The organism is Mycobacterium neumannii (assembly GCF_048452905.1).
GTDB classification, from domain to species: domain Bacteria; phylum Actinomycetota; class Actinomycetes; order Mycobacteriales; family Mycobacteriaceae; genus Mycobacterium; species Mycobacterium neumannii_B.
The window spans coordinates 256,175-281,525 of record NZ_JBCGVF010000001.1; the positions used below are offsets into that span (position 1 = coordinate 256,175).

24 protein-coding genes are annotated in these 25,351 nt (G+C 65.0%); 7 read left to right on the forward strand and 17 right to left on the reverse strand.

Annotation, left to right across the window (positions count from 1 at the left end; genetic code table 11):
• Nucleotides 1-18: 18 nt before the first annotated feature.
• Together AAHH99_RS01145 and AAHH99_RS01150 are read left to right on the forward strand one after the other, a co-directional pair.
• On the forward strand, nucleotides 19-183 hold the full coding sequence (locus AAHH99_RS01145) for a hypothetical protein (protein ID WP_090279904.1): 165 nt from the start codon (nucleotides 19-21) through the stop codon (nucleotides 181-183).
• Entirely contained in the window at nucleotides 184-1,665 is a 1,482-nt protein-coding gene (locus AAHH99_RS01150) for an alpha,alpha-trehalose-phosphate synthase (UDP-forming) (protein WP_418767045.1), read from the forward strand.
• Here AAHH99_RS01150 and AAHH99_RS01155 read toward each other — a convergent pair.
• The 12 genes from AAHH99_RS01155 to AAHH99_RS01210 form a co-directional block, all read right to left on the reverse strand.
• Nucleotides 1,652-2,140: a hypothetical protein gene (locus AAHH99_RS01155; protein ID WP_064399170.1), complete on the reverse strand. Its 489-nt coding sequence runs from the start codon at nucleotides 2,138-2,140 to the stop codon at nucleotides 1,652-1,654. The genes AAHH99_RS01150 and AAHH99_RS01155 overlap by 14 nt on opposite strands.
• Nucleotides 2,140-2,832: a mammalian cell entry protein gene (locus tag AAHH99_RS01160; protein WP_082695077.1), complete on the reverse strand. Its 693-nt coding sequence runs from the start codon at nucleotides 2,830-2,832 to the stop codon at nucleotides 2,140-2,142. Before AAHH99_RS01160 ends, AAHH99_RS01155 begins: the two co-directional genes overlap by 1 nt.
• Nucleotides 2,832-4,577 carry an MCE family protein gene (locus tag AAHH99_RS01165; protein WP_064399171.1) on the reverse strand — a complete coding sequence of 582 codons (1,746 nt, stop codon included), beginning with the start codon at nucleotides 4,575-4,577 and terminating at the stop codon, nucleotides 2,832-2,834. The genes AAHH99_RS01160 and AAHH99_RS01165 overlap by 1 nt, the downstream gene beginning before the upstream one ends.
• Entirely contained in the window at nucleotides 4,577-5,773 is a 1,197-nt protein-coding gene (locus tag AAHH99_RS01170) for an MCE family protein (RefSeq protein ID WP_067084280.1), read from the reverse strand. The genes AAHH99_RS01165 and AAHH99_RS01170 overlap by 1 nt, the downstream gene beginning before the upstream one ends.
• Nucleotides 5,770-7,185 carry a virulence factor Mce family protein gene (locus tag AAHH99_RS01175; protein WP_418767046.1) on the reverse strand — a complete coding sequence of 472 codons (1,416 nt, stop codon included), beginning with the start codon at nucleotides 7,183-7,185 and terminating at the stop codon, nucleotides 5,770-5,772. The genes AAHH99_RS01170 and AAHH99_RS01175 overlap by 4 nt, the downstream gene beginning before the upstream one ends.
• 8 nt (nucleotides 7,186-7,193) lie before the next feature.
• Nucleotides 7,194-8,240, reverse strand: a complete 1,047-nt coding sequence (locus AAHH99_RS01180) for an MCE family protein (RefSeq protein WP_067084284.1) — start codon at nucleotides 8,238-8,240, stop codon at nucleotides 7,194-7,196.
• Complete coding sequence (locus tag AAHH99_RS01185; protein ID WP_067084286.1) at nucleotides 8,233-9,267, reverse strand: MCE family protein; 1,035 nt, start codon at nucleotides 9,265-9,267, stop codon at nucleotides 8,233-8,235. The genes AAHH99_RS01180 and AAHH99_RS01185 overlap by 8 nt, the downstream gene beginning before the upstream one ends.
• The gene (locus AAHH99_RS01190; protein ID WP_067084288.1) at nucleotides 9,267-10,457 is read right to left on the reverse strand and encodes an MCE family protein; all 1,191 of its coding nucleotides are present in this window, start codon (nucleotides 10,455-10,457) and stop codon (nucleotides 9,267-9,269) included. Before AAHH99_RS01190 ends, AAHH99_RS01185 begins: the two co-directional genes overlap by 1 nt.
• A 15-nt stretch (nucleotides 10,458-10,472) precedes the next feature.
• Nucleotides 10,473-11,315 carry an MlaE family ABC transporter permease gene (locus AAHH99_RS01195; RefSeq protein WP_064399177.1) on the reverse strand — a complete coding sequence of 281 codons (843 nt, stop codon included), beginning with the start codon at nucleotides 11,313-11,315 and terminating at the stop codon, nucleotides 10,473-10,475.
• The gene (locus tag AAHH99_RS01200) at nucleotides 11,315-12,076 is read right to left on the reverse strand and encodes an MlaE family ABC transporter permease (RefSeq protein WP_064399178.1); all 762 of its coding nucleotides are present in this window, start codon (nucleotides 12,074-12,076) and stop codon (nucleotides 11,315-11,317) included. Before AAHH99_RS01200 ends, AAHH99_RS01195 begins: the two co-directional genes overlap by 1 nt.
• 263 nt (nucleotides 12,077-12,339) lie before the next feature.
• Nucleotides 12,340-13,254 carry a 3-oxoacyl-ACP reductase gene (locus tag AAHH99_RS01205; protein WP_418767047.1) on the reverse strand — a complete coding sequence of 305 codons (915 nt, stop codon included), beginning with the start codon at nucleotides 13,252-13,254 and terminating at the stop codon, nucleotides 12,340-12,342.
• 45 nt (nucleotides 13,255-13,299) lie between these two features.
• Nucleotides 13,300-13,491 carry a ferredoxin gene (locus AAHH99_RS01210; RefSeq protein WP_064347982.1) on the reverse strand — a complete coding sequence of 64 codons (192 nt, stop codon included), beginning with the start codon at nucleotides 13,489-13,491 and terminating at the stop codon, nucleotides 13,300-13,302.
• A 145-nt stretch (nucleotides 13,492-13,636) separates the two neighbouring features.
• Between AAHH99_RS01210 and AAHH99_RS01215 the strand changes: the two genes are divergently transcribed.
• From AAHH99_RS01215 to fadD17, 3 genes are read left to right on the forward strand one after another with little or no spacing between them, the layout of a single operon-like run.
• Entirely contained in the window at nucleotides 13,637-14,818 is a 1,182-nt protein-coding gene (locus tag AAHH99_RS01215) for an acyl-CoA dehydrogenase family protein (protein WP_064412726.1), read from the forward strand.
• 8 nt (nucleotides 14,819-14,826) lie between these two features.
• Complete coding sequence (locus AAHH99_RS01220) at nucleotides 14,827-15,924, forward strand: acyl-CoA dehydrogenase family protein (RefSeq protein WP_418767048.1); 1,098 nt, start codon at nucleotides 14,827-14,829, stop codon at nucleotides 15,922-15,924.
• 1 nt (nucleotide 15,925) lies between these two features.
• Nucleotides 15,926-17,431 carry a long-chain-fatty-acid--CoA ligase FadD17 gene (gene fadD17 / locus AAHH99_RS01225; protein ID WP_418767049.1) on the forward strand — a complete coding sequence of 502 codons (1,506 nt, stop codon included), beginning with the start codon at nucleotides 15,926-15,928 and terminating at the stop codon, nucleotides 17,429-17,431.
• A gap of 80 nt (nucleotides 17,432-17,511) precedes the next feature.
• Here fadD17 and AAHH99_RS01230 read toward each other — a convergent pair whose 3' ends face one another.
• Together AAHH99_RS01230 and AAHH99_RS01235 are read right to left on the reverse strand one after the other, a co-directional pair.
• Nucleotides 17,512-18,633: an NAD(P)H-dependent flavin oxidoreductase gene (locus AAHH99_RS01230; RefSeq protein ID WP_418767050.1), complete on the reverse strand. Its 1,122-nt coding sequence runs from the start codon at nucleotides 18,631-18,633 to the stop codon at nucleotides 17,512-17,514.
• 5 nt (nucleotides 18,634-18,638) lie between these two features.
• Nucleotides 18,639-20,291, reverse strand: a complete 1,653-nt coding sequence (locus AAHH99_RS01235; RefSeq protein ID WP_418767051.1) for an acyl-CoA synthetase — start codon at nucleotides 20,289-20,291, stop codon at nucleotides 18,639-18,641.
• 69 nt (nucleotides 20,292-20,360) lie between these two features.
• Between AAHH99_RS01235 and AAHH99_RS01240 the strand changes: the two genes are divergently transcribed.
• Nucleotides 20,361-21,161: a crotonase/enoyl-CoA hydratase family protein gene (locus AAHH99_RS01240; protein WP_067393867.1), complete on the forward strand. Its 801-nt coding sequence runs from the start codon at nucleotides 20,361-20,363 to the stop codon at nucleotides 21,159-21,161.
• Between the two features lie 87 nt (nucleotides 21,162-21,248).
• Here the strand turns inward: AAHH99_RS01240 and AAHH99_RS01245 are convergent, their stop codons facing one another.
• From AAHH99_RS01245 to AAHH99_RS01255, 3 genes are all read right to left on the reverse strand, one after another.
• On the reverse strand, nucleotides 21,249-22,454 hold the full coding sequence (locus AAHH99_RS01245) for a cytochrome P450 (RefSeq protein WP_418767052.1): 1,206 nt from the start codon (nucleotides 22,452-22,454) through the stop codon (nucleotides 21,249-21,251).
• Nucleotides 22,451-23,170 carry an acetoacetate decarboxylase family protein gene (locus AAHH99_RS01250; RefSeq protein ID WP_067393872.1) on the reverse strand — a complete coding sequence of 240 codons (720 nt, stop codon included), beginning with the start codon at nucleotides 23,168-23,170 and terminating at the stop codon, nucleotides 22,451-22,453. The genes AAHH99_RS01245 and AAHH99_RS01250 overlap by 4 nt, the downstream gene beginning before the upstream one ends.
• A gap of 79 nt (nucleotides 23,171-23,249) precedes the next feature.
• Nucleotides 23,250-24,281, reverse strand: coding sequence for an LLM class F420-dependent oxidoreductase (locus AAHH99_RS01255; RefSeq protein ID WP_064412733.1), 1,032 nt, complete (start codon nucleotides 24,279-24,281; stop codon nucleotides 23,250-23,252).
• Nucleotides 24,282-24,339: 58 nt separating this feature from the next.
• Here AAHH99_RS01255 and AAHH99_RS01260 point away from each other — a divergent pair, with 58 nt between their 5' ends.
• Nucleotides 24,340-25,344: a Zn-ribbon domain-containing OB-fold protein gene (locus AAHH99_RS01260; RefSeq protein WP_067393875.1), complete on the forward strand. Its 1,005-nt coding sequence runs from the start codon at nucleotides 24,340-24,342 to the stop codon at nucleotides 25,342-25,344.
• Nucleotides 25,345-25,351 lie beyond the last annotated feature (7 nt).

Sequence of the window (25,351 nt, forward strand, 5' to 3'; positions counted from 1 at the left end):
TTCGCATACAGTTGTCGTATGCCTGCGAAATCAGATCCCGCCGAGCTCGGCGACGTCGAACCGCTCGCCGACAGCACCGCCCGCCAGGCGCGTCGCGTCGTCGCCGCGTACGCGAAAGACGCCGACGAATGCCGGGTGTTTCTCTCGATGCTCGGCATTGGGCCCTCGAAACTCGAGGCGTAAGTGACTTCAGGGGACGGTCCACGGGCCGGCTCCGGCAACGCCGATTTCGTGGTGGTGGCCAACCGCCTGCCGATCGACATGGAGCGGTTGCCCGACGGCAGCACCACGTGGAAGAGAAGTCCGGGCGGATTGGTCACCGCACTCGAGCCGTTGCTGCGCCGCCGGCGCGGGGCGTGGATCGGTTGGCCCGGTGTTCCCGACGCCGATGACGGGCCCATCCAGCAGGACGACATGACCCTGTGCCCGGTCAAGCTGTCCGCCGACGACGTGGCGATGTACTACGAAGGCTTCTCGAACGCGACCCTGTGGCCGCTGTACCACGACGTGATCGTCAAGCCGATCTACCACCGCGAATGGTGGGACACCTACGTGGCGGTGAACCGGCGCTTCGCGGAGACCACCGCCAAACACGCCGCACAGGGCGCCACCGTGTGGGTCCAGGACTACCAGTTGCAGTTGGTTCCCAAGATGCTGCGCATGCTGCGTCCGGACCTCACCATCGGGTTCTTTCTGCACATCCCGTTCCCGCCGGTCGAGCTGTTCATGCAGATGCCGTGGCGCACCGAGATCATCGAAGGACTGCTCGGCGCCGATCTCGTCGGATTCCATCTGCCCGGGGGTGCGCAGAACTTCCTCATCCTGGCCCGAAGGTTGGTCGGCGCCAACACATCCCGAGCGACGATCGGGGTACGGTCCCGGTTCGGTGAGGTCAGTTTCGGTTTCCGCACGGTCAAGGTCGGCGCCTTCCCCATCTCGATCGACTCGACGGCGCTCGACCAGCAGGCACGGTCCCGCTCGATCCGCCAGCGCGCCAAGGAGATTCGCAGCGAGCTGGGCAGCCCCCGCAAGATCCTTCTGGGAGTGGACCGTCTGGACTACACGAAGGGCATCGACGTCCGACTCAAGGCGTTCTCCGAACTGCTCGCCGAGGGTCGGGCCAACCGCGAGGACACCGTGCTCGTCCAGCTTGCGACACCCAGTCGGGAGCGGGTCGAGAGCTACATCGAGATGCGCGAAGACATCGAGCGTCAGGTCGGCCACATCAACGGCGAATACGGTGAGGTCGGTCATCCCATCGTGCACTACCTGCACCGCCCGGTGCCGCGTGAGGAGTTGATCGCGTTCTTCGTTGCGGCCGACGTCATGCTGGTGACCCCGCTGCGCGACGGCATGAACCTCGTCGCCAAGGAGTACGTGGCCTGCCGCAGTGATCTGGGCGGTGCGTTGGTCCTGAGCGAGTTCACCGGCGCCGCAGCGGAATTGCGACAGGCCTACCTCGCCAATCCGCATCACCTCGAGGGCGTGAAGGACGCCATCGAGGCCGCGCTGACCCAAGCGCCGGAAGAGGGCAGGCGCCGCATGCGGGCGCTACGCAGACAGGTGCTCGCACACGACGTCGACCGGTGGGCGCGGGCGTTCCTCGACGCGCTGGCCTCGACGCGATCTCCCGACAAGCAGTCCGCCTACGCTAAATCGGAGTGATGTAGTCGATGAGCCATTTGCCGTCGATGCGCCGATAATCCACGCGCAGCCGCGCACCGTCATAAATTGGCTCGTCACGGTTCGATTTCTCGGAGACCGTCCGGTTGATGTAAACCATCACCGCTGCCGAATCGCGCTGCGCTTCCATCACGCCGACGCCGACCACGTTGGCTTGACTTACAAGTTCGCGCGCCCGAGCCTGGGGAATTATGTCGGACTTCGCCCTGTCTTCGAACTCCTTGCGGTAGCCGGGCGTCAGCAGGTCGTACGCATCGATGAGGTTGCGCTCGACGGTCTTGTAGTCGTAGGTGAATACAGTCGGGATTTGTTCCTGCGCAAGCGGTCCCAGCTCGCTACGCGCTGCTTGCTCACCACGCGTCTCCACCCGCTGCCAGTACAGTCCGCCGCCCAGCGCGGCTAGGCTGACGAACGCAGCAGCCACCAGACCGGCAATGCCGCTCACAATCAAACGCATCAGTTGCCACCGTTGGGGTAGTTGAGGTCATAGGCTGTCATCTGCCCGTCATCGGCCTCCTGCACGATGATGCGAAGTCGGTAGGGTTGCGATGGCCTGTTGTTCCCGTTCATGTCACTGGCAGTGACCCTCGCCGACACCAGCACCGCTGCAGTGTTGCTGATGTCGTCAATGCTTTCCAGCGCGGCACCGTTGATCACAGTCTCCGAACTGCCGCCGGTGTCCCGGAAAATCGCCTTGAGGTTCTCGACATTGTTGTTCTGGCTGAACATGTCGCGTAACGGCCCGCTGGTGCTCTCGTAGAACCGGTCCACGCTCTCGTCGATGGTGTCCTGCTTGAAGCTGAACATGTTCACCACGGTCTGCGTCGCGGTGTCGACGAACCGCTGGTTGCGCGCTTGCGCTTCTTCTGCGTCTTGTCTCTGGACGATCAGTACCGCCACCGCGGCGCCAAGTACACCGGTCGCGACGAACGCGCCGACCAGTGCAACGATTGCGACCAAGCGTCGGTGCGGCGGCCGGCGTGGCGGGGGCGCAGCTTTACGGACCTTGCGAACATGTGTCTCAGCGACGGAATCCGCTGTTGGAACGCGCACGGCGGTGGGCCCAGCCACCGTGCCGTTGGCGGGACCGGCAGGTCGAGAAGCGCGTCGGCGCACGGACTTCCCCGGGGACGTCGGTGCGGACGTCATCACACGTGCTCCGGATACAGCATCAAATCCACCCAATTCTCTTGTGGCCGCATATCAGCGACACCGGGCGCGTAGACCCCGGTGCCGCCGGCCGGGTCCACAAAGACGCCCGTGTTCTGGTCGTAGGTCCCGTAGGCGGCTCCGCTGGCCTGCGGCGGGTTCGGTGGTGCAGGAGGCGGTGCGGGGGCCGGCGGTACCGTACCGTAGGGCCCCGCAAACACGTTCGGCGGGTTAGTCGCCCACCCCGGCGGGACGGCTGGTGGAGGCCACGCATTCGGGTAGGGCGCCGGCGGTATCCAGGCCGTAAGCGGTGGCGGCGGGGGCCCCTGGTTCGGTGGGGGGATATACGGCCAAGGCTGATGCGGCGCCGGTCCCGGGCCGGTCTGTACCCCGGGCGGCACCGAACCCGGCGCGACGGGATATCCCGGATCCGGATCGTTCTCCGGCGGTATGTACGGGAACTTGTTGGGCGGCAGGATATTTCGTCCGTCCTCGGGCGTGTCGTCCTCCATGACATCCATCGGTGTGCCGATCGGTACCGGCGGACCGCGCCATGGGCTGTTCCCGATCGGGACGTAGCCGCGCGGATCGCGGCACAACTCAATTGTCGGCGCGCGCTTGCCGGGGAACTCCTGGCACGGGTAGTTCCGCGCCCCGCGCACCACCATCGGATCATTTTGCGCGACTTTGCAATACAAGTCGGTCGGGAGGTCGCGCAATGTCGTGTCGCCAGGCGTGCGGATCTCCGACGGTGGCAAAAACCCCGTGTTGCAAGGCGGCGGATCGTTGATCGAGATCTTGAAGTCCTGCTTGCCGCCCTCGTCAGCGGGAAGTTGGCCGCCGATCGTCAGCAGGGACGCCTGCAGCGCGGGAAAAATGACGAGCGCCTGTTCGATCGACTTGCGGTAAATGACGCCGACGCGGCCGAAGTTGGCCAAGTTGGCCGCAAGGACCGGGAACGACGGGCGAATGCCCGAGAACGTTTCGCTGGCTTCTGCGGCCGCTCCGGGCGCAGTCGCGAGCAGCGAACGCAGCTGAGTATCGGCTCCGGCGACTTCGTTGGTCAGGCGGGCAAGGCCATCGGCCAGGGACCGGATGTCCTCGCCGCTCCGTATCTGCGCCTCCAAGAACGGTCCAGCCTGGTCGATCAGCGCCGAGGTCTGCGGCCAGGCTGCGTTGGCGTCATCGATCAGCACCCGTGCGGACTGAATCAACCGCGCGAGTTCGGGCCCGGCGCCGTTGAACGCCTCGAAGGTCTCGTGCAAGAGGTCCTGGAGCCGGGTGTTGTCAAGGCTGCTCACCAATCGATCGGCCTCACGCAACAACTCGGCCACATCTTGCGGTATCGCCGTCCGCTCCTCCGGAATGGTCGCACCATTGCGCAGCACCTCCGTCGAAGGATCTGCGGGCGGAACGAAATCCACGTACTGCTCGCCGACCGCAGACACGCTTTTGACGGTGGCCGTGGAGTTCTCCGGGATCTTGATATCGCTGTTGAGCCGCATGTGCGCGGACACACCATCGTCGGTCAGCTGCACGGCTTCGACGCGCCCAGCTTGGACTCCGCGGAAGGTGACGTTGGCGTTCTCGTACAGTCCACCGCCCGCGACGAAATTCGCAGTGACGTCATATGTGCCCAAACCCAGGCGGGCGGGAATACGTACATACAGCAGAGCGATTGCGCCGACCGAGATCACGGTCACGACGGCGAACACCCACAGTTGAATTCGCGCAGTTCGACTCATTACTCCGGCGGCACCTCCTGACCCGACGCGGTGCCCGGCGGGATCTTGAACGGATCTGCGGCCTGGCCTGACAGGTTCGCCATTTCCCCGGTAAGGAATTCCGGTGGATTGACGACTTCCGCGAGGCGCTTCATGTTCGGGTCGAAAAATGACGTCGTGAACATGGTCTCGCCGAGCCGACGGATTGTCAGGTCGAACGTTGAGTAGATGTTGAAGTAGTCACCTCTGGCCACCCGATGCAAGTTCTTGCCCGGGAACGGGAACGTCGCCAAGCTGTCCAAAGCGGTCACAAGGTCCGCACGAGTGTCGTTGATCGGTTTGATCACCGCGTACAAATCGACGATGTCCTCGGCGAAATCCTCTTTGGTTTCGGCCAGAATGCGCGACGCGACGGTGCCGAAGCTCTGCAGGGCCGCGAAAGCATCGACGATGGTCGCACGGTTCTCGTTGAGCACCCGCAACGCTCCTGGGAGGGTGTCCAGCGCGCGGCCCAGACTGTCTTTGCTACGCGCGAGGACTCCGGCGAATCGGTTCAGGCCTTCGGCCGCCGCGATGATGTCATCGGTCTGCCGATTCAACGACGCGGCGAGCTCGGCGAGCCGCGGGATCAGACCGGCGAACTGGCCTTCACGGCCGGCGACCGCGTTGTAGACCTCCTGTGTGATGTCCTGTAACGCACCGAGATTGCCTTTGTTGACCACCACACCCAACGCCGACAGCACTTCCTCTGTAGTCGGATAACGGCTGCCCCGGCTCAGTGGAATCTCAATCCCGTCACGCAACTCGCCAACCGGCGGCTGGCCAACCGGAGGCGCTAGTTCGATGTGCTGCGATCCCAACAGCGATGTCTGCGCGACCTTCACAGTTGAGTTGGCCGGCAACTTGACGTTTTGATCGAGCGAAAGTTCCACCGCCGCGTAGAAAGTGCCATCCGGCCGCTGAACGGCTTCGATACCCGACACGCTGCCGACCGTGACGTTGTCGACCATCACGGGCGAATTCTGTGGCAGCGTGGCGACGTCGGGAACTTCCACAGTGATCGAGAATGCGCCTTTACCGTGACCCGCGGTGCCTGGCATGTTCAGCGAGTTCAAGCCGCCGAACGAGCAACCGGCAAGCAGTACCGCACCCGAACTGATGGCCAGGCTCCGGCGGGCGGCGCGCCCGGCTTTCATTCCCCGTGACTGGCGTGTCATCCCCCACCTCCCGAGACAGCGGCTTCGGCCGGAAGCGGACCGGGCGCGGCCGGTGCCGGCGCCCCCGGAACCGGACCGAGAGGCGGAGGACCAGGCGCCGGACCCTGCGGCGGTACCACCGGACCAAGCGTGTACGGCTGCGCCGGCGGCGGCGGGCCCGGAACTGGGTTCTGGGGCAGGAGCAACGCACTGGGGTCGCCTTCGTTCCCGGCACGAGGCGGAAATCGCCCGTCGGCCGGTATCCACTCCAGATACGGGATGTAGGTCTTGGCCTTGGCCTCGGTAGCAGGGGTGTCATAAATGACCTGCCCCTTGTACGCGGTGATCGTATTGATTCCATGCGCCATGAAGGGCGGGTAGCTGACCGCCAGGCGCTTCAGCACCGGAGCCATCCGCTGGCGACAGATCTCGGCTCGCTTGTCGTAGTCAGGCGTTCCGGCGCCGTCCAAGTTCCCGCAGATGAACTGCACCGGGTTGGCGAATTCCGGCAGCCCCAGGAGGCCGTTCGCGGTGCCCTGCGCCGGGTTGTAGATGTTGTAGAAATTCGCCATCGCATTCGGAAGGACGTGCAGGATCTGCTCGACGTCGTCGGTCTGGTTTGTGAGGATGGTGGTGAAGTCAGCCAGCCTGTTGATGCTGCCAATAAGCACTTCGTTGTTCTCATTGAGGAAGCCGCGGACGTCCGAAAGGGCCTGGTTGAGACTGCCGAGCGTGTCGTCCAGGCCCACTGAGCTGTCAGCCAACACCTGAGAGACCGAGGCCAAATGGCCACTGAATTGGACGATTTGCTCGTTGCTGTTCGAAAGTGCGTCAACCAGAATCTGCAGATTCTTCACCGTGCCGAACAGGTCCGGGCTCGAGTCACCCAGCCGTCCTGCAGTCTGAGACAGTTCGCGCAAGGCTTGTCGGAACGAGCCGCCATTGCCATCGAAGGTGTCGGCGGCCTGATTGACAAACTCGCTCAACGGACCGTGAGTTTGGCCCGCCGATGGTCCGAGCTGCTGGCTGAGCCTGGTCAGCTCTGATTTGACGTCATCCCACTCCACCGGCACGGCAGTGCGGTCCAACTCGATGCTGCCGCCATCCTCCATTGCCGGGCCCTGCTTGTAGACAGGGGTGAGTTGAATGAAGCGGGCTGCCACGAGGTTTGGCGCCATGATCACCGCGCGCGCGTCGGCGGGCAGTTGGATGCCGTCCTTCACCCGCATGGTGATCTTCACGGCATCGGCCTGCGGCGTGATCGATTCGATCGAGCCGATCGGAACACCGACGATGCGGACCTCGTCGCCCGGATACACGCCTGCAGCCGAGGCGAAGTAGCCGTCCACCGTGTAGGTGCTGACTCGTGGCAAAAGCACGTACACGCCACCGATCAGCGCCACCAGCAGTGCGCTGATGACGGCGAAACGCATCCAACGGGTCACGGTGACTTCGGCCTTATGATCAGGCGCTCGTTGATGAACCCCTTCAGCATGTCGGACAGGCTGTCGGGAATCTTGCCCGGCTGAAAGTAAAGATCCAGCAGCAGGGCCGTCTGCGTATTGTTCGGTACCGCATTGGGCAGATTGACCATGAATCCGGAAGCCGACCCGACCGACTCGCCGAGCGCGGTGGCGTACGGCGGCAACCGCTTGATCGCTTCACTGATGTGCTCACGGCGTTCAAGTAGGTTGTCCAGAACCAAATTCAGCTTCTTCAGCGCCGGACCGAACTCGCGGCGGTTATCGGCCACAAACCCCGAAATCTGCTCGGACACGTCGTCGATGCCGGCGATCAAATTACTCAGCGCCGCCCGCCGCTCATCGAGCGCGGCGAAGAGCTGATTGCCATCGGTGACGAGTTGATTGACTTGACCGGCCCGGTCGGCAAGCACCGCGGTCACCGACTTCGCGCGTGCCAACAGCTGGCCCAGCGCTTCATCGTTGGCGTTGATGCTGCGCGACAACTCCGCCACCCCGTCGAGCGTGCGGCGAAGCTCAGGTGTCGCGTCGCGAAATGAGTCGGTCAGGACCCGCAGCGCCTGGGTCAACTGGTTCTTGTCGAGGGAAGCGGAGTTCTGGCCGAGATCCTGCAATGCCATATTCAATGTGTACGGAACCGTCGTGCGGGCCAGCGGAATCGACGTCACCGATCCGCTGCCTTGCGGAGTGACCCCGAGCGATCGCTCCCCCAGAACAGTGTCGGTCCGGATCGACACCATAGTCTGATCCCCCAGCCTGACGTCTCGATCCACGGTGAACGTCACTTTCGCGACGTCGCCGGCCAGGCCGACGCCGGTCACCTTGCCCACCGTGATGCCGGAGACGTTGACGTCGTTACCCGGCGAGATTCCACCGGCGTCAGCGAAGAACGCCTCGTAGGACTTGCCTTGCGGATAGAACGGCAAGTTGCTGTAGCCGAACGCGACGAGCAAGACACACACCACGACCGCGATTCCGAAGATTCCCGCCCGTAACGTCTTATCCATTGTCTGAACACCTGCCCTTCGATGGATCCGGCACGCCGCCGATCGGCAGGAAGATGTCGCTGCCCGCAGGACCGTTGAATTTAAGCCTCACCGTGCAGATGTAGTAGTTGAAGTACGAGCCGTACGCGCCAAGGGAATTGAGTCGCAGGTAGTTTTCTGCCAGCGGTTCGATGACCGAATTCACCTCGGCCTTACGGTCGTCGAGCTCGGTCGCCAGCGGGCGAAGGTTCTCGAGTACGCCCTGTAGCGGCCGTCTCGACTTGACCAACATGTCGGTGAGGTCCGTTTCCGCTGACGCCAGCGGCGGAATCGCTCCGGCGATCGGGTCTCGACCCTCCGCCAGTCCGCTGACGAGTTTCTGGAGTTCGTCCACGCTGGCATCGAACTCCACGCTCTTCTCGTCAACGGTGCCGAGCACCTCGTTGAGATTGCGGATGACCTCAGAGATCACCTGGTAGCGATCACCCAAGGTCTTGCTGAAGGATCCTGTCTCCGAGAGCAATTGAGACAACGCACCGCCCTGGCCCTGAAGCAACTCGAGAATCGCATTGCTGATCTGATTGACCTGCTCGCCATTGAGGCCCTTGACTACCGGGCGCAGGCCACCGAGCAGGGCGTCGAGATCCAACGCCGGCTGGGTCTGGTTGATGGAGACCATACCGCCCGGTGGTAACTTTCGCAGTTCGCCCGGGCCCGAGGTGATCTCCATGAAGCGGTCGCCGACCAGGTTCTCGTAGCGGATCACGGCCCGCGTCGACGTATACATCTGGTACTTCTTGTCGAGGGTGAACGCCACATCGACGGTGTTGTCGGGATTCAGCTTCACACCTTCGACCGTGCCCACCGGCACCCCCGAGATCCGCACGTCGCTGCCGCTCTCGAGTCGCGAGGCGTCGCTGAACGTGGCGTGGTAGCTGTTGGTCGAAGCGAACCGGAACTCTCCGAAGATCACGACCAAACCTGCGGCAACCATCAGCATGACCACGACGAAGATGCTGACCTTGGCCAGGGTTCCGCGGTGGCCCATCAGAAGTCGTCCCGTTCTGCGAACGCGCCATTGAAGAGGAACTGGAAAGTGGACGGAGCGTCGACCTGCACTTCGGTGAACGGCTCGTACGGGATGTAGGCGTTGTCGGTAACCAAGAACGGCGACCTGAACCACGAGCCGCCAAACATCTTGCTGGGGATGTTCGGGAGGCCGCGGCAGTTCGGACCACCCGTTGCATTCACAATCGGCAGGCTCTCCGGATACGTATACGACGGCACGCCCAGTACGAAGCTGGAACTGACCATTGCGCCGGGTTTGAGGCCACCGACGACGGCCTGTCCCCGCTCGTTGCCGATCGCAACTCCTTGTATTATGCAGCCGAATTCCGGCGAATAGTCTCCCAACACCTTCAATGGCGCTCGTAGCCGCTGGATCGCAGCGATGTAATCGTCTGCCCCCGGCTCCAAAGTATCGGCGCCCTGGTTCGCCAGGCCGATCGTCGCAAGCAACGTCGCGTTCAGGTTCTCCTGCTGATCGACGACCGTCGCGCTGATGGTCGGCACGTTGTCGATCACAGTCACCAGGTCGGGGCCGGCATCGCCATAGATGTTGGCCACCGTGGCCGTCTGCCCGATAACCGACTCCACTTGCGGCAGCTTCGGATTCAGTTCGGTGAGGTACTGATTCAAACCCGCTATGGTAGAGCCGAAATCGTCACCGTGACCACGCAGGCCTTCCGCGATCGCCGACATAGACGCGTTCAGGTGTATGGGGTTGATCTTGTTCAGGACATCTATCAGGGTCTGGAACAGCGTGTTGGCTTCCAGCTGCACTGCTTCGGCCTGAACCACGGCGCCGGCGCGCAGCGGCGTTCCCGACGGCTGATCGGGGGCAAGGAATTCCACCGACTTCGCGCCGAATACCGTGGTACTGGCGATACGCACTGGCGCATTCGAGGGGACAAAGCGCAGCTCGCGCGTGTTGATCGCGAGCGTCAACTTCGCTTGATCGCCGGTGTACGAGATGTCTTCGACCTTGCCGATTTGAACACCCCGGTACTTGACCTTGGCGTCGGGATCCATCACCAAACCGGCCCGCGGAGAGGTGACCACCACAGACTCGGTCGGTGTGAACGCCGCGGTGTAAAAGAGATAGGTGAACACCGAGAAGGCCACGAGGATCGCCGCCAGCACTGCGGCGGCGATCCTGATCGCGGACTTTCTCGACAATGTTTTCTCTCTCCTCTAACCCGACAGGTTGAAGTTGCCGGTGGCACCGTACACGGCCAAGGAGATGAACAAGGTGATGATGACGACGACGATCAGCGAAGTCCGAACCGCCTTACCCACCGCGACGCCAACGCCGACAGGTCCGCCCGAAGCGTTGTAGCCGTAGTAGGTGTGGACGAGCATCACGGCGACCGCCATCACGATCGCCTGAGCGAAAGACCACAACAGATCGTTCGGTATCAGGAACGTATTGAAGTAGTGGTCGTAGAGACCGCCCGACTGTCCGTTGACGTAGACGGTGATGGTGCGAGCCGAGAAGAACGCGGCCAGCACGGCCAACGAATACAGCGGGATTATCGCAATCAGGCCGGCGACGATGCGGGTGGACACCAGGTAGGACACCGAGTGCACGGCCATTGATTCGACCGCATCGATCTCTTCGGAGATGCGCATTGCGCCCAGTTGCGCGGTGGTACCTGCGCCTATGGTGGCCGCGAGCGCGATACCGGCGATGATCGGCGCAACGATGCGCACGTTGAGATAGGCGGACAGGAACCCGGTGAGCGCCTCGATGCCAATGTTGCCCAGTGACTCGTAGCCCTGCACGGCGATGACGCCGCCGGACGCCAGCGTGAGGAAGGCAGCGACACCGACCGTGCCACCGATCAGGATCAGCGCACCGGTGCCCAGGGTCATCTCGGCTATCAACCGGGTCGTTTCCTTGCCGTAGCGACGCACCGCGTTCGGCATGTACCGCACCGACTCGGCGTAGAACAACGCCTGCTCGCCAAAGGTATCCACGGCCTTGGGCACCCGTTCGAGCGCCCGCCGCATTCTCAGCGACACGTCGTAGCTCATCAGCCCAGCACCCGAACGCCGATTGCGGTCATAAGTACGTTGATCACGAACAGACAGATGAAGGCATAGATGACGGTCTCGTTGACGGCCTCTCCGACCCCCTTGGGTCCACCCTTGACGGTGAGTCCGCGATAGCAACCGACGAGTCCCGCCATTACGCCGAACAGCAGGGCCTTGACTTCGGAGATCACCAACTCGCCGAGCCCGGTGAGGATGGTCAGGCCGTTGATGAAGGCCCCGGGGTTCACACCCTGCAGTAGTACGGAGAACACATAGCCGCCGACCAGGCCGATCGCGATCACCAGACCGTTGAGCAGCAGCGCCACCGTGGTCGACGCCAGCACGCGCGGCACCACCAGCCGTTGAATGGGATCGATGCCGAGCACCCGCATCGCGTCGATCTCTTCACGGATGGTGCGGGCGCCCAGGTCCGCGCAGATTGCCGTCGCACCGGCGCCGGCGATGACGAGCACGGTCGAGATTGGGCCGAGCTGCGTCACCGTGCCGAACGCGGTGCCGGACCCGGACAGGTCCGCGGCACCGATCTCTCGCAACAGGATGTTGAGGGTGAACGCGACCAGCACTGTGAATGGAATCGAAATCAGCAGGGTCGGAACGAGCGAAACCTTCGCGATCATCCATGTTTGCTCGAGGAACTCACGGAATTGAAAGGGGCGTCGAAAGATCTTGAGGAACGTTTCCAAGGACATCTCGAAGAAGCCGCCCACGGCCCGCGTCGGGACCGTGAGCTGTTTGATCAACCTTTGCTCCGTTCTCGGGGGAAGGGATGTTCGGCGCGTCGTCTTCGTGGCGAAGAGGTGAAATACGTTGTCACGGCGGACTTCCCACCCCTTGGCTCAGCGTTGCTCTCAGTGAGCCGGATCATACTAACTAGAACACGTTCGGAGTGTCAAAGCTCCGAAAATGGAGTCACAAATGTGATTTTTGTGCTGGTCAGGGCAAGTGTGACGCAGCTCATTCTAGAACGTGTTCTAGTCGAGCTCGGCCGTAACGAACGAGACCGTCAGTCTTGCTGATTCATCAGCGCGGTGGCCGAGAAACACTTCTGCGGATCGCGTCCAGCAAAGTACTCCTGGAGGGTCGCGGACAGCTTCGAGGGGTCCCAGGCATCGGCTTCGGCGCTGAATTGCGCCTCGACCGTCGGCGCTGCCACCAGTGTCACGGTAGGACCGTAGACGATGAAGAGCTGACCGTTGACCCCTTCGGCCGCCGGGGAGGCCAGGAAGCGCACCAGGTTCACGACGTGGTCGGGCGACAGCGGATCGATCTGGCCCTCGGTCAACTCCGGCGCTTCGCCGAACACGTCCGCGGTCATCGCGGTGCGGGCACGGGGCGCGATGGCGTTGGCACGCACACCGTAGCGTTCCAGGGCCCGGGCCATCGACAGCGTCAACGCGGTGATGCCGGCCTTGGCGGCGCCGTAGTTGGCCTGCCCGACCGGCCCCACCAGCCCGGCTTCCGACGAGGTGTTGATGACGCGGCCGTAGACCTGGCCGTTGTTGTCCTTCGCTTTCGCGCGCCAGTACGTGGCGGCGTTGCGGGTCAGCAGGAAGTGCCCGCGAAGGTGCACGGCGATCACCGCATCCCAGTCCTCGTCGGACATGTTGAACAGCATGCGGTCGCGGGTGATGCCGGCGTTGTTGACGACGATGCCGAGGCCTCCGAGTCCGTCGGCCGTTTCGACCAGTTCGTCGGCGGTCGAGCGCTCGCTGATGTCGCCCGCCACCGCGACGCCCTTGGCGCCCGCTGCGGAGATCTCGTCGAGCACATCGGACTTGTCGAGCGCGGCGGCGATGTCGTTCACGACGATGGTCGCCCCGGCCCGGGCCAGGCCGATGGCCTCCGCGCGTCCCAGCCCTGCCGCCGCGCCGGTTACCACCGCCACGCGCCCGGACAGGTCGTTGGGGTCTGTACTCATGCCACTCCTCGGATGCCCACGGGCGTCGTCAATTTATGAATACCTCTAGTCTCGCCGAAGCAGCGCCGCTCGCGGGCACTCCGCGATGGACTGCTCGGCCAGATCCTCCTGGTCGGCGGGCACCGGATCGAGCTTGACCACCGCGTAATCATCGTCGTCGAGATCGAACAGGTCGGGCGCGATTCCCACGCACACGGCGTTGCCCTCGCACCGGTCCCGGTCCACTTCCACCCTCATCACAACCTCCTCGCGGTCAAAGCTGCTCCGAGCCCAGTGTGGCACCGGCCTGGACCCCAAGACTAGAACGTGTTACAACCGGGAGGGAATCGGGGCTGGCTCCCGGTATGCCACTTCGTGCCTCTAGAGAAGTTAGGACAAGGCGATGCGGATCGGCTACACCCCAGAGCAGGAAGAGCTGCGCCGCGAGCTGCGCTCCTACTTCACCAAGCTGATGACCCCCGAGCGCGCCGAGGCGCTGGCGTCCAACGACGGCGAGATGGGACGCGGCAACGTCTACCGCGAGACCGTCGCGCAGATGGGCAAGGACGGGTGGCTCACCCTGTCCTGGCCCAAGGAGTTCGGCGGCCAGGAGCGCCCTCCCATCGACGGGTTGATCTTCAACGACGAGGCCGCGATAGCCAACGTGCCGGTGCCGTTCCTGACGATCAACAGCGTTGCGCCGACGATCATGCACTTCGGCAGCGACGAGCAGAAGAAGTTCTTCCTGCCCAAGATCGCCGCCGGCGAACTGCACTTCTCGATCGGCTACTCCGAGCCCGGCGCGGGCACCGATCTGGCGTCGCTGCGCACCACCGCCGTTCGCGACGGCGACGACTATGTGATCAACGGCCAGAAGATGTGGACGAGCCTGATCGCCTACGCCGATTACGTGTGGCTGGCCGCGCGCACCAATCCCGAGGCCAAAAAGCACCGCGGGATCTCGATGCTGATCGTCCCCACCACCGCCGAGGGGTTCTCGTGGACGCCGGTGCACACCATGGCCGGGGTCGACACCAGCGCCACCTATTACCAGGACGTGCGGGTGCCCGTAACCAACCTGGTGGGTGAGGAGAACGCCGGCTGGAAGCTGGTGACCAACCAGCTCAACCACGAGCGCGTCGCTCTGGTGTCTGCTCAGCCGATCTTCGTGGCGCTGGGCGGGGTCCGTGAGTGGGCCCAGAACACCAAGGACGTGCACGGCAACCGATTGATCGACTCGGAGTGGGTGCAGCTCAACCTGGCCCGGGTGCACGCCAAGGCCGAGGTGCTCAAGCTGATCAACTGGGAACTGGCGTCCGCCGACGACGCCGCCCCCTCACCCGCGGACGCGTCCGCGGCCAAGGTGTACGGCACCGAATTGGCCACCGAGGCCTACCGCCTGCTGATGGAGGTGCTGGGCACCGCGGCCACGCTGCGCCCCGGCACGCCGGGGGCCCTGTTGCGCGGGCGGATCGAACGGATGCACCGCAGCTGCCTGATCCTGACGTTCGGCGGCGGCACCAACGAGATTCAGCGCGACATCATCGGCATGGTCGCGCTCGGCCTGCCCCGAGTGAACCGATAGGACCCGCCATGGATTTCAAGACAACCGAAGCGTCGGAGGATCTCGGCGGATTGGTCCGCACGATCGTCGACTCGGTCGTGACGCCGGAGCGCCAGCGTGAACTCGACGGGCAGGACCAGAGGTTCGATAAGACGCTGTGGGGCAAGCTGATCGAGGCCGACGTGCTGTCGGCCGCCGCACCGGAGTTGGTGGGCGGCGGCGGATTCGGCGTGCTCGAACAGGTGGCCATCCTGGTCGCGCTCGGCAGGCAGTTGTCCGCGGTGCCCTACCTCGAGTCGGTCGTGCTGGGCGCCGGCGCGCTGGCCAAGTTCGGTCCGGACGCGCTGCAGCAGGAGTGGGCGGTGCCCGCGATCAAGGGCGACAAGGTGCTCACCGTCGCGCTCGACGGCGAGATGGGTCAGGGTCCGGTGCAGGCTCAGTCGAGCGACGGTGGCTACCGGCTCACCGGGTCGCGCACGCAGGTTCCCTACGGTCCCGTGGCCGACGCATTCCTGATCCCGGCCGAAACGGATTCGGGCGTCAAGGTTTTCCTGGTCGCCGCGGCGGACCCCGGCGTGACGGTCGAGTCGTTGAGCACCACCGGTCACGGCAGCATCGGACACCTCGAACTGCAGGGCACCCAGGTCGATGCCGGCCGCGCGGTCGGCGACGCTGATGTCGCCGCGTGGCTGACCACCCAGACGATGTTGGGCCGCAGTGCTTTTCAGCTCGGTGTGCTCGAGCGCGCACTCGAGCTCACCGCGGAATATGCCCGCGAACGCGAGCAGTTCGACCGGCCGATCGGCAGCTTCCAGGCGGTGTCCTCGCGACTGGCCGACGGCTACATCGACGTCAAGGCGCTCCGGTTGACCCTGACCCAGGCCGCGTGGCGGCTCTCCGAGGATCTTCCGGCCGATCTCGACGTGGGCACCGCCGCGTTCTGGGCCGCCGACGCCGGTCACCGCGTCGCCCACACCACCGTGCACGTGCACGGCGGGGTCGGGATCGACATCGACCACCCCGTGCACCGGTATTTCCTGGCGGCCAAGCAGACCGAGTTCGCGGTCGGCGGCGCCACGGGGCAACTGCTGCGCATCGGCCGGGAGTTGGCCGATACGCCCGCGTGATGTGAACAAGCTGCCCACGGTCGCCGAACTGTTGGCGCCGCTGATCGACGTCGACGACCGCGGCGTGCTCTTCGAGGAGACGTTCACCACCTGGCGTGATCACCTGCGGGACGCCGCGGCCGTCGCCGCCGCGTTACGGACGCGCCTCGATCCCAACCGGCCCCCTCACGTCGGGGTGCTACTGCAGAACACGCCGTTCTTTTCGGCGGTCCTCGCCGCCGCGGGGCTGACCGGCATCGTGCCGGTCGGCCTCAACCCCGTCCGGCGCGGGGCGGCGCTGCAGCGCGACATCACCCATGCCGATTGCCAACTGGTGCTTGCCGATTCGGGATCACGAGACGTGACCGACGGTATCGACCACATCGATGTCGACTCACCGGAATGGGCGGCCGAGGTGGCGGCCTTCGCCGGTGCGCCGGTCGAGGTGCGGCAGGCCGATCCCGCGGACCTGTTCATGCTGATCTACACATCGGGCACCAGCGGTGACCCGAAGGCCGTCAAATGCAGCCACGGCAAGGTGGCGGTGGCGGGTGTGACGATGACGCAGCGCTTCGACCTCGGTCCGCGCGATGTGTGCTACGTATCGATGCCGCTGTTCCACTCGAACGCGGTGCTGGTCGGGTGGGCGGTGGCGCTGGCCTCGCAGAGCTCACTGGCGTTGCGTCGCAAGTTCTCCGCCTCGCAGTTCCTGCCCGATGTCCGTCGCTTCGGCGCAACGTACGCGAACTACGTGGGTAAGCCGCTGTCGTATGTCCTTGCCACACCGCAGCTTCCGGACGACGCGGACAATCCGCTGCGGGCGGTGTACGGCAACGAGGGTGCGCCTGCCGATGTCGAGCGGTTCGCGAAGCGGTTCGGCACGGTGGTGATGGACGGGTTCGGTTCGACCGAGGGCGGGATCGCGATCGCCCGCACACCGGACACTCCCCCGGGCTCGCTGGGTCCGCTGCCACCCGGCACCGAGATCGTGGACGTCGACACCGGCGAACCGTGTCCACCGGGTGTGACCGGTGAGCTGGTGAACGTCTCGGACGCAGGGCGTTTCGAGGGTTACTACAACGATCCGGAGGCCGACGCCGAGCGGATGCGCGGCGGCGTGTACCACAGTGGCGACTTGGCGTACCGCGACGAGAACGGTTACGCGTACTTCGCGGGCAGGCTGGGCGACTGGATGCGGGTGGACGGCGAGAACCTCGGCGCGGCACCGATCGAGCGGGTGCTGCTGCGGCACCCCGACGTCGTGGAGGTGGCGGTGTACGGGATACCCGCGCCGGACGTGGGCGACCAGGTGATGGCCGCGCTGACCCTCACCGAAGGCGCGACCTTCGACGCCGATGCGTTCCGCGAATTCCTCTCGGCGCAGCCCGATCTCGGGCCGAAGCAGTGGCCGTCGTACGTGCGGGTCAGCACGGCGCTGCCGCGCACCGAGACGTTCAAGGTGATCAAACGGCAGTTGGCCGCCGAGGGCACCGACTGCGCCGACCGCGTGTATCCGATCCCGCGATAACGCATACTTCGCGCCGAGCGTGGGGTTGTGTCACGCATTCCGCGAATCCGCGTGCGTCGAGCCCACGCTCGACGGGGAAGTCAGTCGCCGCGGATGCCGTCGAGGCGGCGGGTGGCCTCCTCGAAACCCTCCACCAACTCGGCGATGATGTCGGCGACCGGGCGGATCTCGTTCATCCGCCCCACGATCTGACCGACCGGCATCGCGACGGTGTCGGGGTTGTCCGACTCGTTCATCCGCTGATGGGCCTCGCTGACGAGAATGTTCTGCAGCGGCATCGGCAGCGGATCCGGCGCGTCGGGCGCATCCCACGCGTCGGTCCATTTCGTCTTCAGCAGACGAGCGGGCTTACCGGTGTAGATCCGCCGGCGCACGGTGTCGGCCGACGTCGCCCGCAGCAGCCCCTCCTGGATCGTCGAGACGCCGCCGGGCTTGCGGTGCCCGAGGTCGTACTCGGCCGCCGTCAGAAACGCCGAACCCATCCACACACCCGACGCGCCGAGCGCCAACGCGGCCGCGACCTGCCTGCCCGTGCCGATGCCGCCGGCCGCCAACACCGGGGTCTTACCGCCGAGCGCGTCGACGATCTCCGGCCACAGCACCATCGAGCCGATCTCACCGGTGTGGCCGCCGGCTTCGTGGCCCTGCGCGACCACGATGTCGACGCCGTTGTCCACATGGCGCTGAGCGTGTTTGGCGCTGCCGGCCAACGCGGCGACCGGAACTCCGGCGGCGTGCACCTGCTCGATGACGTCCTTCGGTGGTGACCCGAGCGCGTTGGCGATCAGCTTGATCGGGTGCTTGAGCGCGACCTCCACGTGTGAGCGTGCCACGCTGTGCAGCCAGCCGAGCACACCCTCGTTGCGCGCCCCGTCCTCGGGCAGCGGCGGAACCCCGAGATCGGCGAGCGTCTTGTCGACGAAGTCGCGATGGCTTTGCGGGATCAGCTTGTCGATGTCGACCGCGGTGCCCTCCTGCGGCACCTTGGCGGGCATCACCACGTCGACGCCGTAGGGCTTGCCGTCGGTGTTCTCGTCCATCCAGCACAGCACGTCTTCGAGATCGTCGGCCGAGTTGAACCGCACGCAGCCCAGCACACCCAGCCCGCCGGCCTTGCTGACTGCGGCGGCGACCTTCTCCGACGGCGTGAACACGAAGATCGGGTACTCGATGCCGAACCGATCGCAGAGTTCAGTGCGCATCCCGGTCACGACGCCGACCCCACATGGTTGGCATGCACATCGTCGGCAGGCCGCTCCTCGGTGGTGTCCTTGGCCCACCGGTAGTCCGGCTTACCCGCCGGGGTGCGGTGGATCTCGTCGACCCACCAAACCTTGCGCGGCACTTTGTAACCCGCGATCTCGCGCCGCACGAACGTGTCGAGATCGGCCAGCGTCGGGTTGGTGCCCGGCCGGCGGTGCACGACGGCCGCCACGCACTGACCGTAGCGCTCGTCGGGCACCCCGACCACGAGCGCGTCGAACACGTCGGGATGCCCCTTGAGCGCGGCCTCGACCTCTTCGGGGTAGATCTTCTCGCCGCCGCTGTTGATCGACTGCGAACCGCGGCCCAGCATCGTGACCGTGCCGTCGGCCTCGACCTCCGCGTAGTCACCGGGGATGGCGTAGCGAATCCCGTTGAATGTCTTGAACGTCTCGGCGGTCTTTTTCTCGTCCTTGTAATAGCCGACCGGGATGTTGCCCTTCTTCGCGATCAGCCCGCGCACACCCGATCCGGGCTTGACCTCGTTGCCGTTCTCGTCGAGCACGACGGTGCGGTGGTCGATCGTCACCCGCGGACCGCCGGTGTGCGACTGCCCCTTGGCCACGATGCTGGTGCCGCCGAAGCCGGTCTCCGAGGACCCGATCGAGTCGGTGATCACCCGGTTGGGCAGCAGTTCGAGGAACTTCTCCTTGATGCTGGTGGAGAACAGTGCGGCGGTGCTCGCCAGCAGGAACAGGTTGGAGAGGTCGGGCTCGCGACCGGACTCGTGCAGTTTTACCAGCGCATCGAGCAAGGGGCGGCCCATCGCGTCGCCGGTGAAGAACAACAGGTTCACCTTGTGCTTCTCGATGGTCTGCCACACCTCGTCGGCATCGAACTCCGGTGCCAGCACCGTGGTCTGACCGGAGAACAGCGACATCCAGGTCGCCGACTGGGTGGCGCCGTGGATCATCGGCGGGATCGGGTAGCGGACCATCGGCGGGTTCTCCGCGGCGGCCTTCGCCAGGTCGTACTCGTCCTTGACGAACTCGCCGGTGGCGAAGTCGGTGCCGCCGAGGAGCACCCGGTAGATGTCCTCGTGGCGCCACATCACGCCCTTGGGGAAACCGGTGGTGCCGCCGGTGTAGAGCAGGTAGATGTCGTCGGGGCTGCGCGGTCCGAAATCGCGCTCGGGCGAACTCTGTTCGAGTGCGGAGTAGAACTCGACGCCGCCGTAGCGCTCGAACTCGTCATCCGAACCGTCCTCGACCACCAGAACGGTCTTGACGGCCGGGGTCTCGGGGAGCACGTTCGCGACGCGGTCGGCGTAGCGGCGCTCGTGCACCAGGGCAACCATGTCGGAGTTCTCGAAGAGGTACTTCAGCTCGCCCTCGACGTAGCGGAAGTTGACGTTGACCAGGATGGCGCCGGCCTTGACGATGCCCAGCATCGCGACGACGATCTCGTTGCGGTTGCGGCAGTAGAGGCCGACCTTGTCGTCCTTCTTGACGCCCTGATCGATGAGGTAGTGGGCCAACCGGTTGGCCTGCTCCTCCAACTGGGCGTACGTGAGCTGGTCGTCGCCGCAGATGAGGGCGACACGGTCTGGCACGGCGTCGATGGCGTGCTCGGCGAGATCAGCGATGTTCAGGGCCACGAGACCTAAACTAGAACGTGTTACATTTCCAGACAAGTCTGTGGCATCGACGCTGGAAGGCGAACCCTCGTGAGTGATCCCCAGAAGGGCCCCGACGCCCTCATTGAGCAGCGCGGACACACGTTGATCCTGACGCTGAACCGACCCGAGGCGCGCAATGCGCTCTCGACCGAGATGCTCTCGATCATGGTCGAGGCCTGGGACCGCGTCGACAACGATCCCGAGATCCGCACCTGCATCCTCACCGGCGCCGGCGGCTACTTCTGTGCGGGGATGGACCTCAAGGCGGCGACGGCCAAACCGCCCGGCGACTCGTTCAAGGACGGCAGCTACGACCCGTCGCGCATCGACGCGCTGCTGAAGGGCCGCCGGCTGACCAAACCGCTGATCGCCGCCGTCGAGGGGCCGGCCATCGCCGGCGGTACCGAGATCCTGCAGGGCACCGACATCCGCATCGCGGGCGAGAGCGCCAAGTTCGGTATCTCCGAGGCCAAGTGGAGCCTGTATCCGATGGGCGGCTCGGCGGTTCGCCTCGTGCGCCAGATCCCGTACACCATCGCGTGCGATCTGCTCTTGACCGGACGCCACATCACCGCCGCCGAGGCCAAGGAGTACGGGCTGATCGGCTACGTGGTGCCCGACGGGACCGCGCTGGACAAGGCGCTGGAGATCGCCGAGGTGATCAACAACAACGGACCGCTGGCCGTGCAGGCGATCCTGAAGACCATCCGCGAGACCGAGGGCATGCACGAGAACGAGGCGTTCAAGCCCGACACCGCCAACGGCATCCCGGTGTTCCTGAGCGAGGACGCCAAGGAGGGCCCGCGGGCGTTCAAGGAGAAGCGGGCCCCGAACTTCCAGATGAAGTAGGCCCGCGGCGTCGCCCCGCGCCCTCGCTCGGTTGTGAAACCTGCGACGGTTTCGGTCCGATTTCCGTCGCGCGTTTCACAGGCGGGACTAGAGCACCTTCGCCGTCGGCGTGAACACCACCGGCATCTTCTCCAGACCGCTCACGAAATTGGCGGGCCGCAACGGCAACTCGTCTCCGGAGGCCAACCGCAGATCGGGCAGCCGCTGCAGCAGTTTGGTCTGCATGATCGACAGCTCGAGCCGCGCCAGCTGGTTGCCCAGGCAGAAATGCGTGCCGAAGCCGAACGCCAGGTGGTTGTTCGGATAGCGCTCGATATCGAAAGACTCGGGGTCGTCGAACACCTTCTCGTCGAAGTTGGCCGACTCGAACAGCAGGATCATCTTCTCGCCCTCTTTGAGGGCCGTTCCGTGGAATTCGGTGTCGGCGGTGATCGTCCGCGCCATGTTCTTCACCGGTGCCGTCCAGCGCAGCATCTCCTCGATCGCGTTGGGCAGCAACGACAGATCGGACGCGAGGCGCCGATGCTGATCGGGGTGCAACAGCAACTGCCGGGTGCCGCCGGACAGGGTGTGCCGGGTGGTCTCGTCGCCGCCGATCAACAGCAGCAGCACCTCGGTGACGATCTGATGGTCTTCGAGCTTGCTGCCCTCGACCTCGGCGTGCACCAGCACGCTGACCAGATCGTCGGTCGGCTCATCCTTGCGGACCGCGATCATGCCCATCATGTACTCGCTGTAGGCCGCGAACGCGTCCATGGTGACCTGGAATTCCTCCGGGTCCGCGGTGCTGCTGAGGGCACCCACCAGGTCGTCGGACCACTTCAGGAACATCTCGCGTTCCTCGGGACGCACCCCGAGCATGTCGCCGATGACGGCCATCGGCAGCGGCGCCGCGATGTCCCAGACGAAGTCGCATTCACCGCGCTCGCACACGTTGTCGATCAGCGTGTCGCACAGGTTCTCGATCGAGCCCTCGAGGTCTTTGACCCGCTTACGTGTGAAGCCGGAGTTGACGAGCTTGCGCCGCAGCAGATGCTGCGGATCGTCCATCTCGATCATCATCTCGACGCCCGGCTGGTCGGGTCGGATGCCACCGGCGTTGGAGAACAGCTCCGGGTTGCGCTCCGCCTCGATGACGGCGGCATACGTTGCGGCCGCGGCCAATCCGTTGCGGTCGCGGAATACCGGTTCGTTCTCGCGCATCCACTTGTAGACCGATCGCGAGTCGCCGGCGTAGAAGGCGCCGTCGGTCAGGTCGACGTCGGGTTTGGTCTGCGGTGCCGTAACGGTCACGATCCAAGCTCCTCTGCATCCGCGAACGACATCTCCACGTTCCCGGCCGAACCGGAGAACAAAGCACGTTTGGGAAAGCCTAGCGACGCAAGCTCCTTCGCATAGGGATGTTCGCCGAGCCGGACCCTGGCCCCGCCCGGCCGATACCGCACATCGCTCAGCTTCATCTCGCCGACGGTGCGGCGCACGACACCGTCGCGACACGAGTAGGTGGGGTGGGCCTGCGGCTTGGCGGTGAACGTGGCAGGGACCCGAAGACCGCGACGAAAATCCATGCCGACCGCGAACTGGCCGTCGATGGTGACGTCGAACGAGTAGGTGTGCCCGTCACGAATCGTGAACTCCGACATCACCTTCGGATAACCCCAAATCTTGGTCCCCGCCTCCAGCGTGAACGCCTGGTCGACCGGTAGATGGTGGATGAACGCGCCGGCCGACTGCAGGGCCCGCGGCCCCGTCGCATCCGACCCGGGCGGGTTCACCATCACGTTGGTGCCGTATTCGTAGTACTGGCCGAGGTCGCCGTCCTCGTAGCGCATCAGCATCAGCACCGCGATCGCGCGGCCCGGCAGGAACCGGCAGACCTTCAGACCGCTGTAGTCGATCATGCGCTGGGCGGCTTCGGCGTCGACGGAGAACATCGCCATGTGCTGGTGCGCCTTGCGGATCTTCACCGGCATGGTGAGCACCGTGCCTGCGATGGTGTGCTGGGTCATCGCGTCAATCTAGAACGCCGAGTAGACAACTAGCAAGGAAGTGTCTACCCAGGCTGGATGGGCGGCTCGCCGCCCGGGGTCAGACCAGCGCGGCGAGATCCCTGATCTGCTCGGGCGAACGCGCCCCGACGACCATCATCGTGACGCCTGCGGCCTCCCACGCCTTGATCTGTTCCTGCACATAACCGAGGTCGCCGACGATCGCCGAATCGTCGACCAACTCGTCGGGAATGATCTTCGCGGCTTCGTCTTTGCGGTCCGAGCGAAACAGCTTCGTCACGTCCTCGACGACTTCCGCATAACCCATCCGGCGGTAGACGTCAGCGTGGAAGTTGGTGTCCTCGGCGCCCATGCCGCCCATGTACAGCGCCAGATGCGGCTTCATCAGCTCCATGATCTCGGCGCGGTCGTCGGTGACGACCACTTGAGCCGTCGCGCAGATCTCGAAGTCGGCGCGGCTGCGGCGCGCGCCCGGGCGGGCGAAGCCTTCGTCGAGCCACTCGTTGTACATGTCGGCGATGCGCGGCGAGTAGAAGATCGGCAACCAGCCGTCGCAGATCTCGGCGGCCAGCGCGACGTTCTTGGGCCCTTCGGCGCCGAGCATCACCGGGATGTCGGCGCGCAGCGGATGGGTGATCGGTTTGAGGTTCTTGCCCAGACCCGTGGTGCCCTCGCCGGTCAACGGCAGCGGATAGTGCGGGCCGTCGCTGCGCACCGGCGCCTCGCGCGCCCACACCTGACGCAGGATGTCGATGTACTCCCGGGTGCGGGCGAGCGGCTTGGGGAACTTCTGGCCGTACCAACCCTCCACGACCTGCGGTCCGGACACCCCGAGCCCGAGGATGTGCCGACCCCCGGAGAGATGGTCGAGTGTCAGCGCCGCCATCGCGCACGCGGTCGGGGTGCGCGCCGACAACTGGATCACCGACGTGCCCAGCCGCATGCGCGTGGTCTCGCGGCCCCACCACGCCAGCGGCGTGTAGGCGTCCGAGCCCCAGGCCTCGGCGGTGAACACCGTGTCGAAGCCGGCCTGCTCGGCGGCGGCGACCAGTTCGGCGTGATTCTCGGGCGGTTGCGCGCCCCAATACCCCAACTGCAGTCCGAGCTTCATCGGCAGACCTCATAACGGTGTCTTGAAACCATTGTTAGAACCTGTTCTACTCGATGCCGTGACCACCAGCCAAAGCAGCCCGGTGCAGATCGATCCGCATGAGCCGCCGCTTTCAGCGCCGCTGAAGCTCTCATTCGACTACACCCGTTCAGTCGGACCACTCCTGTCCCAGTTCTTCACCGCCCTGCGCGAGCGACGCATCGTCGGAGTGCGCGGTTCGGATGGGCGGGTGCACGTGCCGCCGGCCGAGTTCGATCCCGTGACCTACGAGCGATTGACGGAAATCGTACCGGTGGCCGCCGTCGGCACCGTGGTGTCGTGGACGTGGCAGCCGGCCCCCCTCGAGGGTCAGCCTCTGGACCGGCCGTTCGCGTGGGCGCTGATCAAGCTGGACGGCGCGGACACACCGCTGCTGCACGCGGTCGACGCGGGTTCCGCAGACTCCATCAGCACCGGCGCGCGGGTGCACGCGCACTGGGTGGACGAGCCGGTCGGGGCCATCACCGACATCGCCTACTTCGCACTCGGCGAGGACGCCGAACCGGAGGGTCAGCCCGACGACCGCGACCCGGTCACCGTCCAGGTGACGCCGTCGTCGATCGAGATCCAGCACACCGCGTCGCTGCCCGAGAGCACCTTCCTGCGCGCACTGGAGGAGGGCAAGCTGCTCGGGGCGCGAACCAAGAGCGGCCGCGACGGCAAGCCCGGCAAGGTGTACTTCCCGCCCAAGGAGGCCGATCCGGCCACGGGCCTGGAACTCGACGAGTTCATCGAGTTGCCGGACAAGGGCACCGTCACGACGTTCGCCGTCATCAACATCCCCTTTGCGGGACAACGCATCAAGCCGCCCTATGTGGCTGCCTACGTTCTGCTAGACGGCGCCGACATCCCCTTCCTGCATCTGGTGACCGAGATCGAGGCGAGCGAGGTCCGCATGGGCATGCGCGTCGAAGCGGTCTGGAAACCCCGCGAAGAGTGGGGTCTGGGTATCGACAACATCGACCACTTCCGGCCGACGGGTGAGCCCGACGCCGACTACGACTCCTACAAGCACCACCTGTAAAGGGCTG

Coding starts and splice junctions, on each gene's coding strand:
- AAHH99_RS01145 (WP_090279904.1), top strand. CDS start 19: ATGCCTGCGAAATCAGATCCCGCCGAGCTCGGCGACGTCGAACCGCTC.
- AAHH99_RS01155 (WP_064399170.1), bottom strand. CDS start 2,140: ATGCGTTTGATTGTGAGCGGCATTGCCGGTCTGGTGGCTGCTGCGTTC.
- AAHH99_RS01160 (WP_082695077.1), bottom strand. CDS start 2,832: ATGACGTCCGCACCGACGTCCCCGGGGAAGTCCGTGCGCCGACGCGCT.
- AAHH99_RS01165 (WP_064399171.1), bottom strand. CDS start 4,577: ATGAGTCGAACTGCGCGAATTCAACTGTGGGTGTTCGCCGTCGTGACC.
- AAHH99_RS01170 (WP_067084280.1), bottom strand. CDS start 5,773: ATGACACGCCAGTCACGGGGAATGAAAGCCGGGCGCGCCGCCCGCCGG.
- AAHH99_RS01175 (WP_418767046.1), bottom strand. CDS start 7,185: ATGCGTTTCGCCGTCATCAGCGCACTGCTGGTGGCGCTGATCGGTGGC.
- AAHH99_RS01180 (WP_067084284.1), bottom strand. CDS start 8,240: ATGGATAAGACGTTACGGGCGGGAATCTTCGGAATCGCGGTCGTGGTG.
- AAHH99_RS01185 (WP_067084286.1), bottom strand. CDS start 9,267: ATGGGCCACCGCGGAACCCTGGCCAAGGTCAGCATCTTCGTCGTGGTC.
- AAHH99_RS01195 (WP_064399177.1), bottom strand. CDS start 11,315: ATGAGCTACGACGTGTCGCTGAGAATGCGGCGGGCGCTCGAACGGGTG.
- AAHH99_RS01205 (WP_418767047.1), bottom strand. CDS start 13,254: ATGAGTACAGACCCCAACGACCTGTCCGGGCGCGTGGCGGTGGTAACC.
- AAHH99_RS01210 (WP_064347982.1), bottom strand. CDS start 13,491: ATGAGGGTGGAAGTGGACCGGGACCGGTGCGAGGGCAACGCCGTGTGC.
- AAHH99_RS01215 (WP_064412726.1), top strand. CDS start 13,637: ATGCGGATCGGCTACACCCCAGAGCAGGAAGAGCTGCGCCGCGAGCTG.
- AAHH99_RS01220 (WP_418767048.1), top strand. CDS start 14,827: ATGGATTTCAAGACAACCGAAGCGTCGGAGGATCTCGGCGGATTGGTC.
- AAHH99_RS01230 (WP_418767050.1), bottom strand. CDS start 18,633: ATGCGCACTGAACTCTGCGATCGGTTCGGCATCGAGTACCCGATCTTC.
- AAHH99_RS01250 (WP_067393872.1), bottom strand. CDS start 23,170: ATGACCCAGCACACCATCGCAGGCACGGTGCTCACCATGCCGGTGAAG.
- AAHH99_RS01255 (WP_064412733.1), bottom strand. CDS start 24,281: ATGAAGCTCGGACTGCAGTTGGGGTATTGGGGCGCGCAACCGCCCGAG.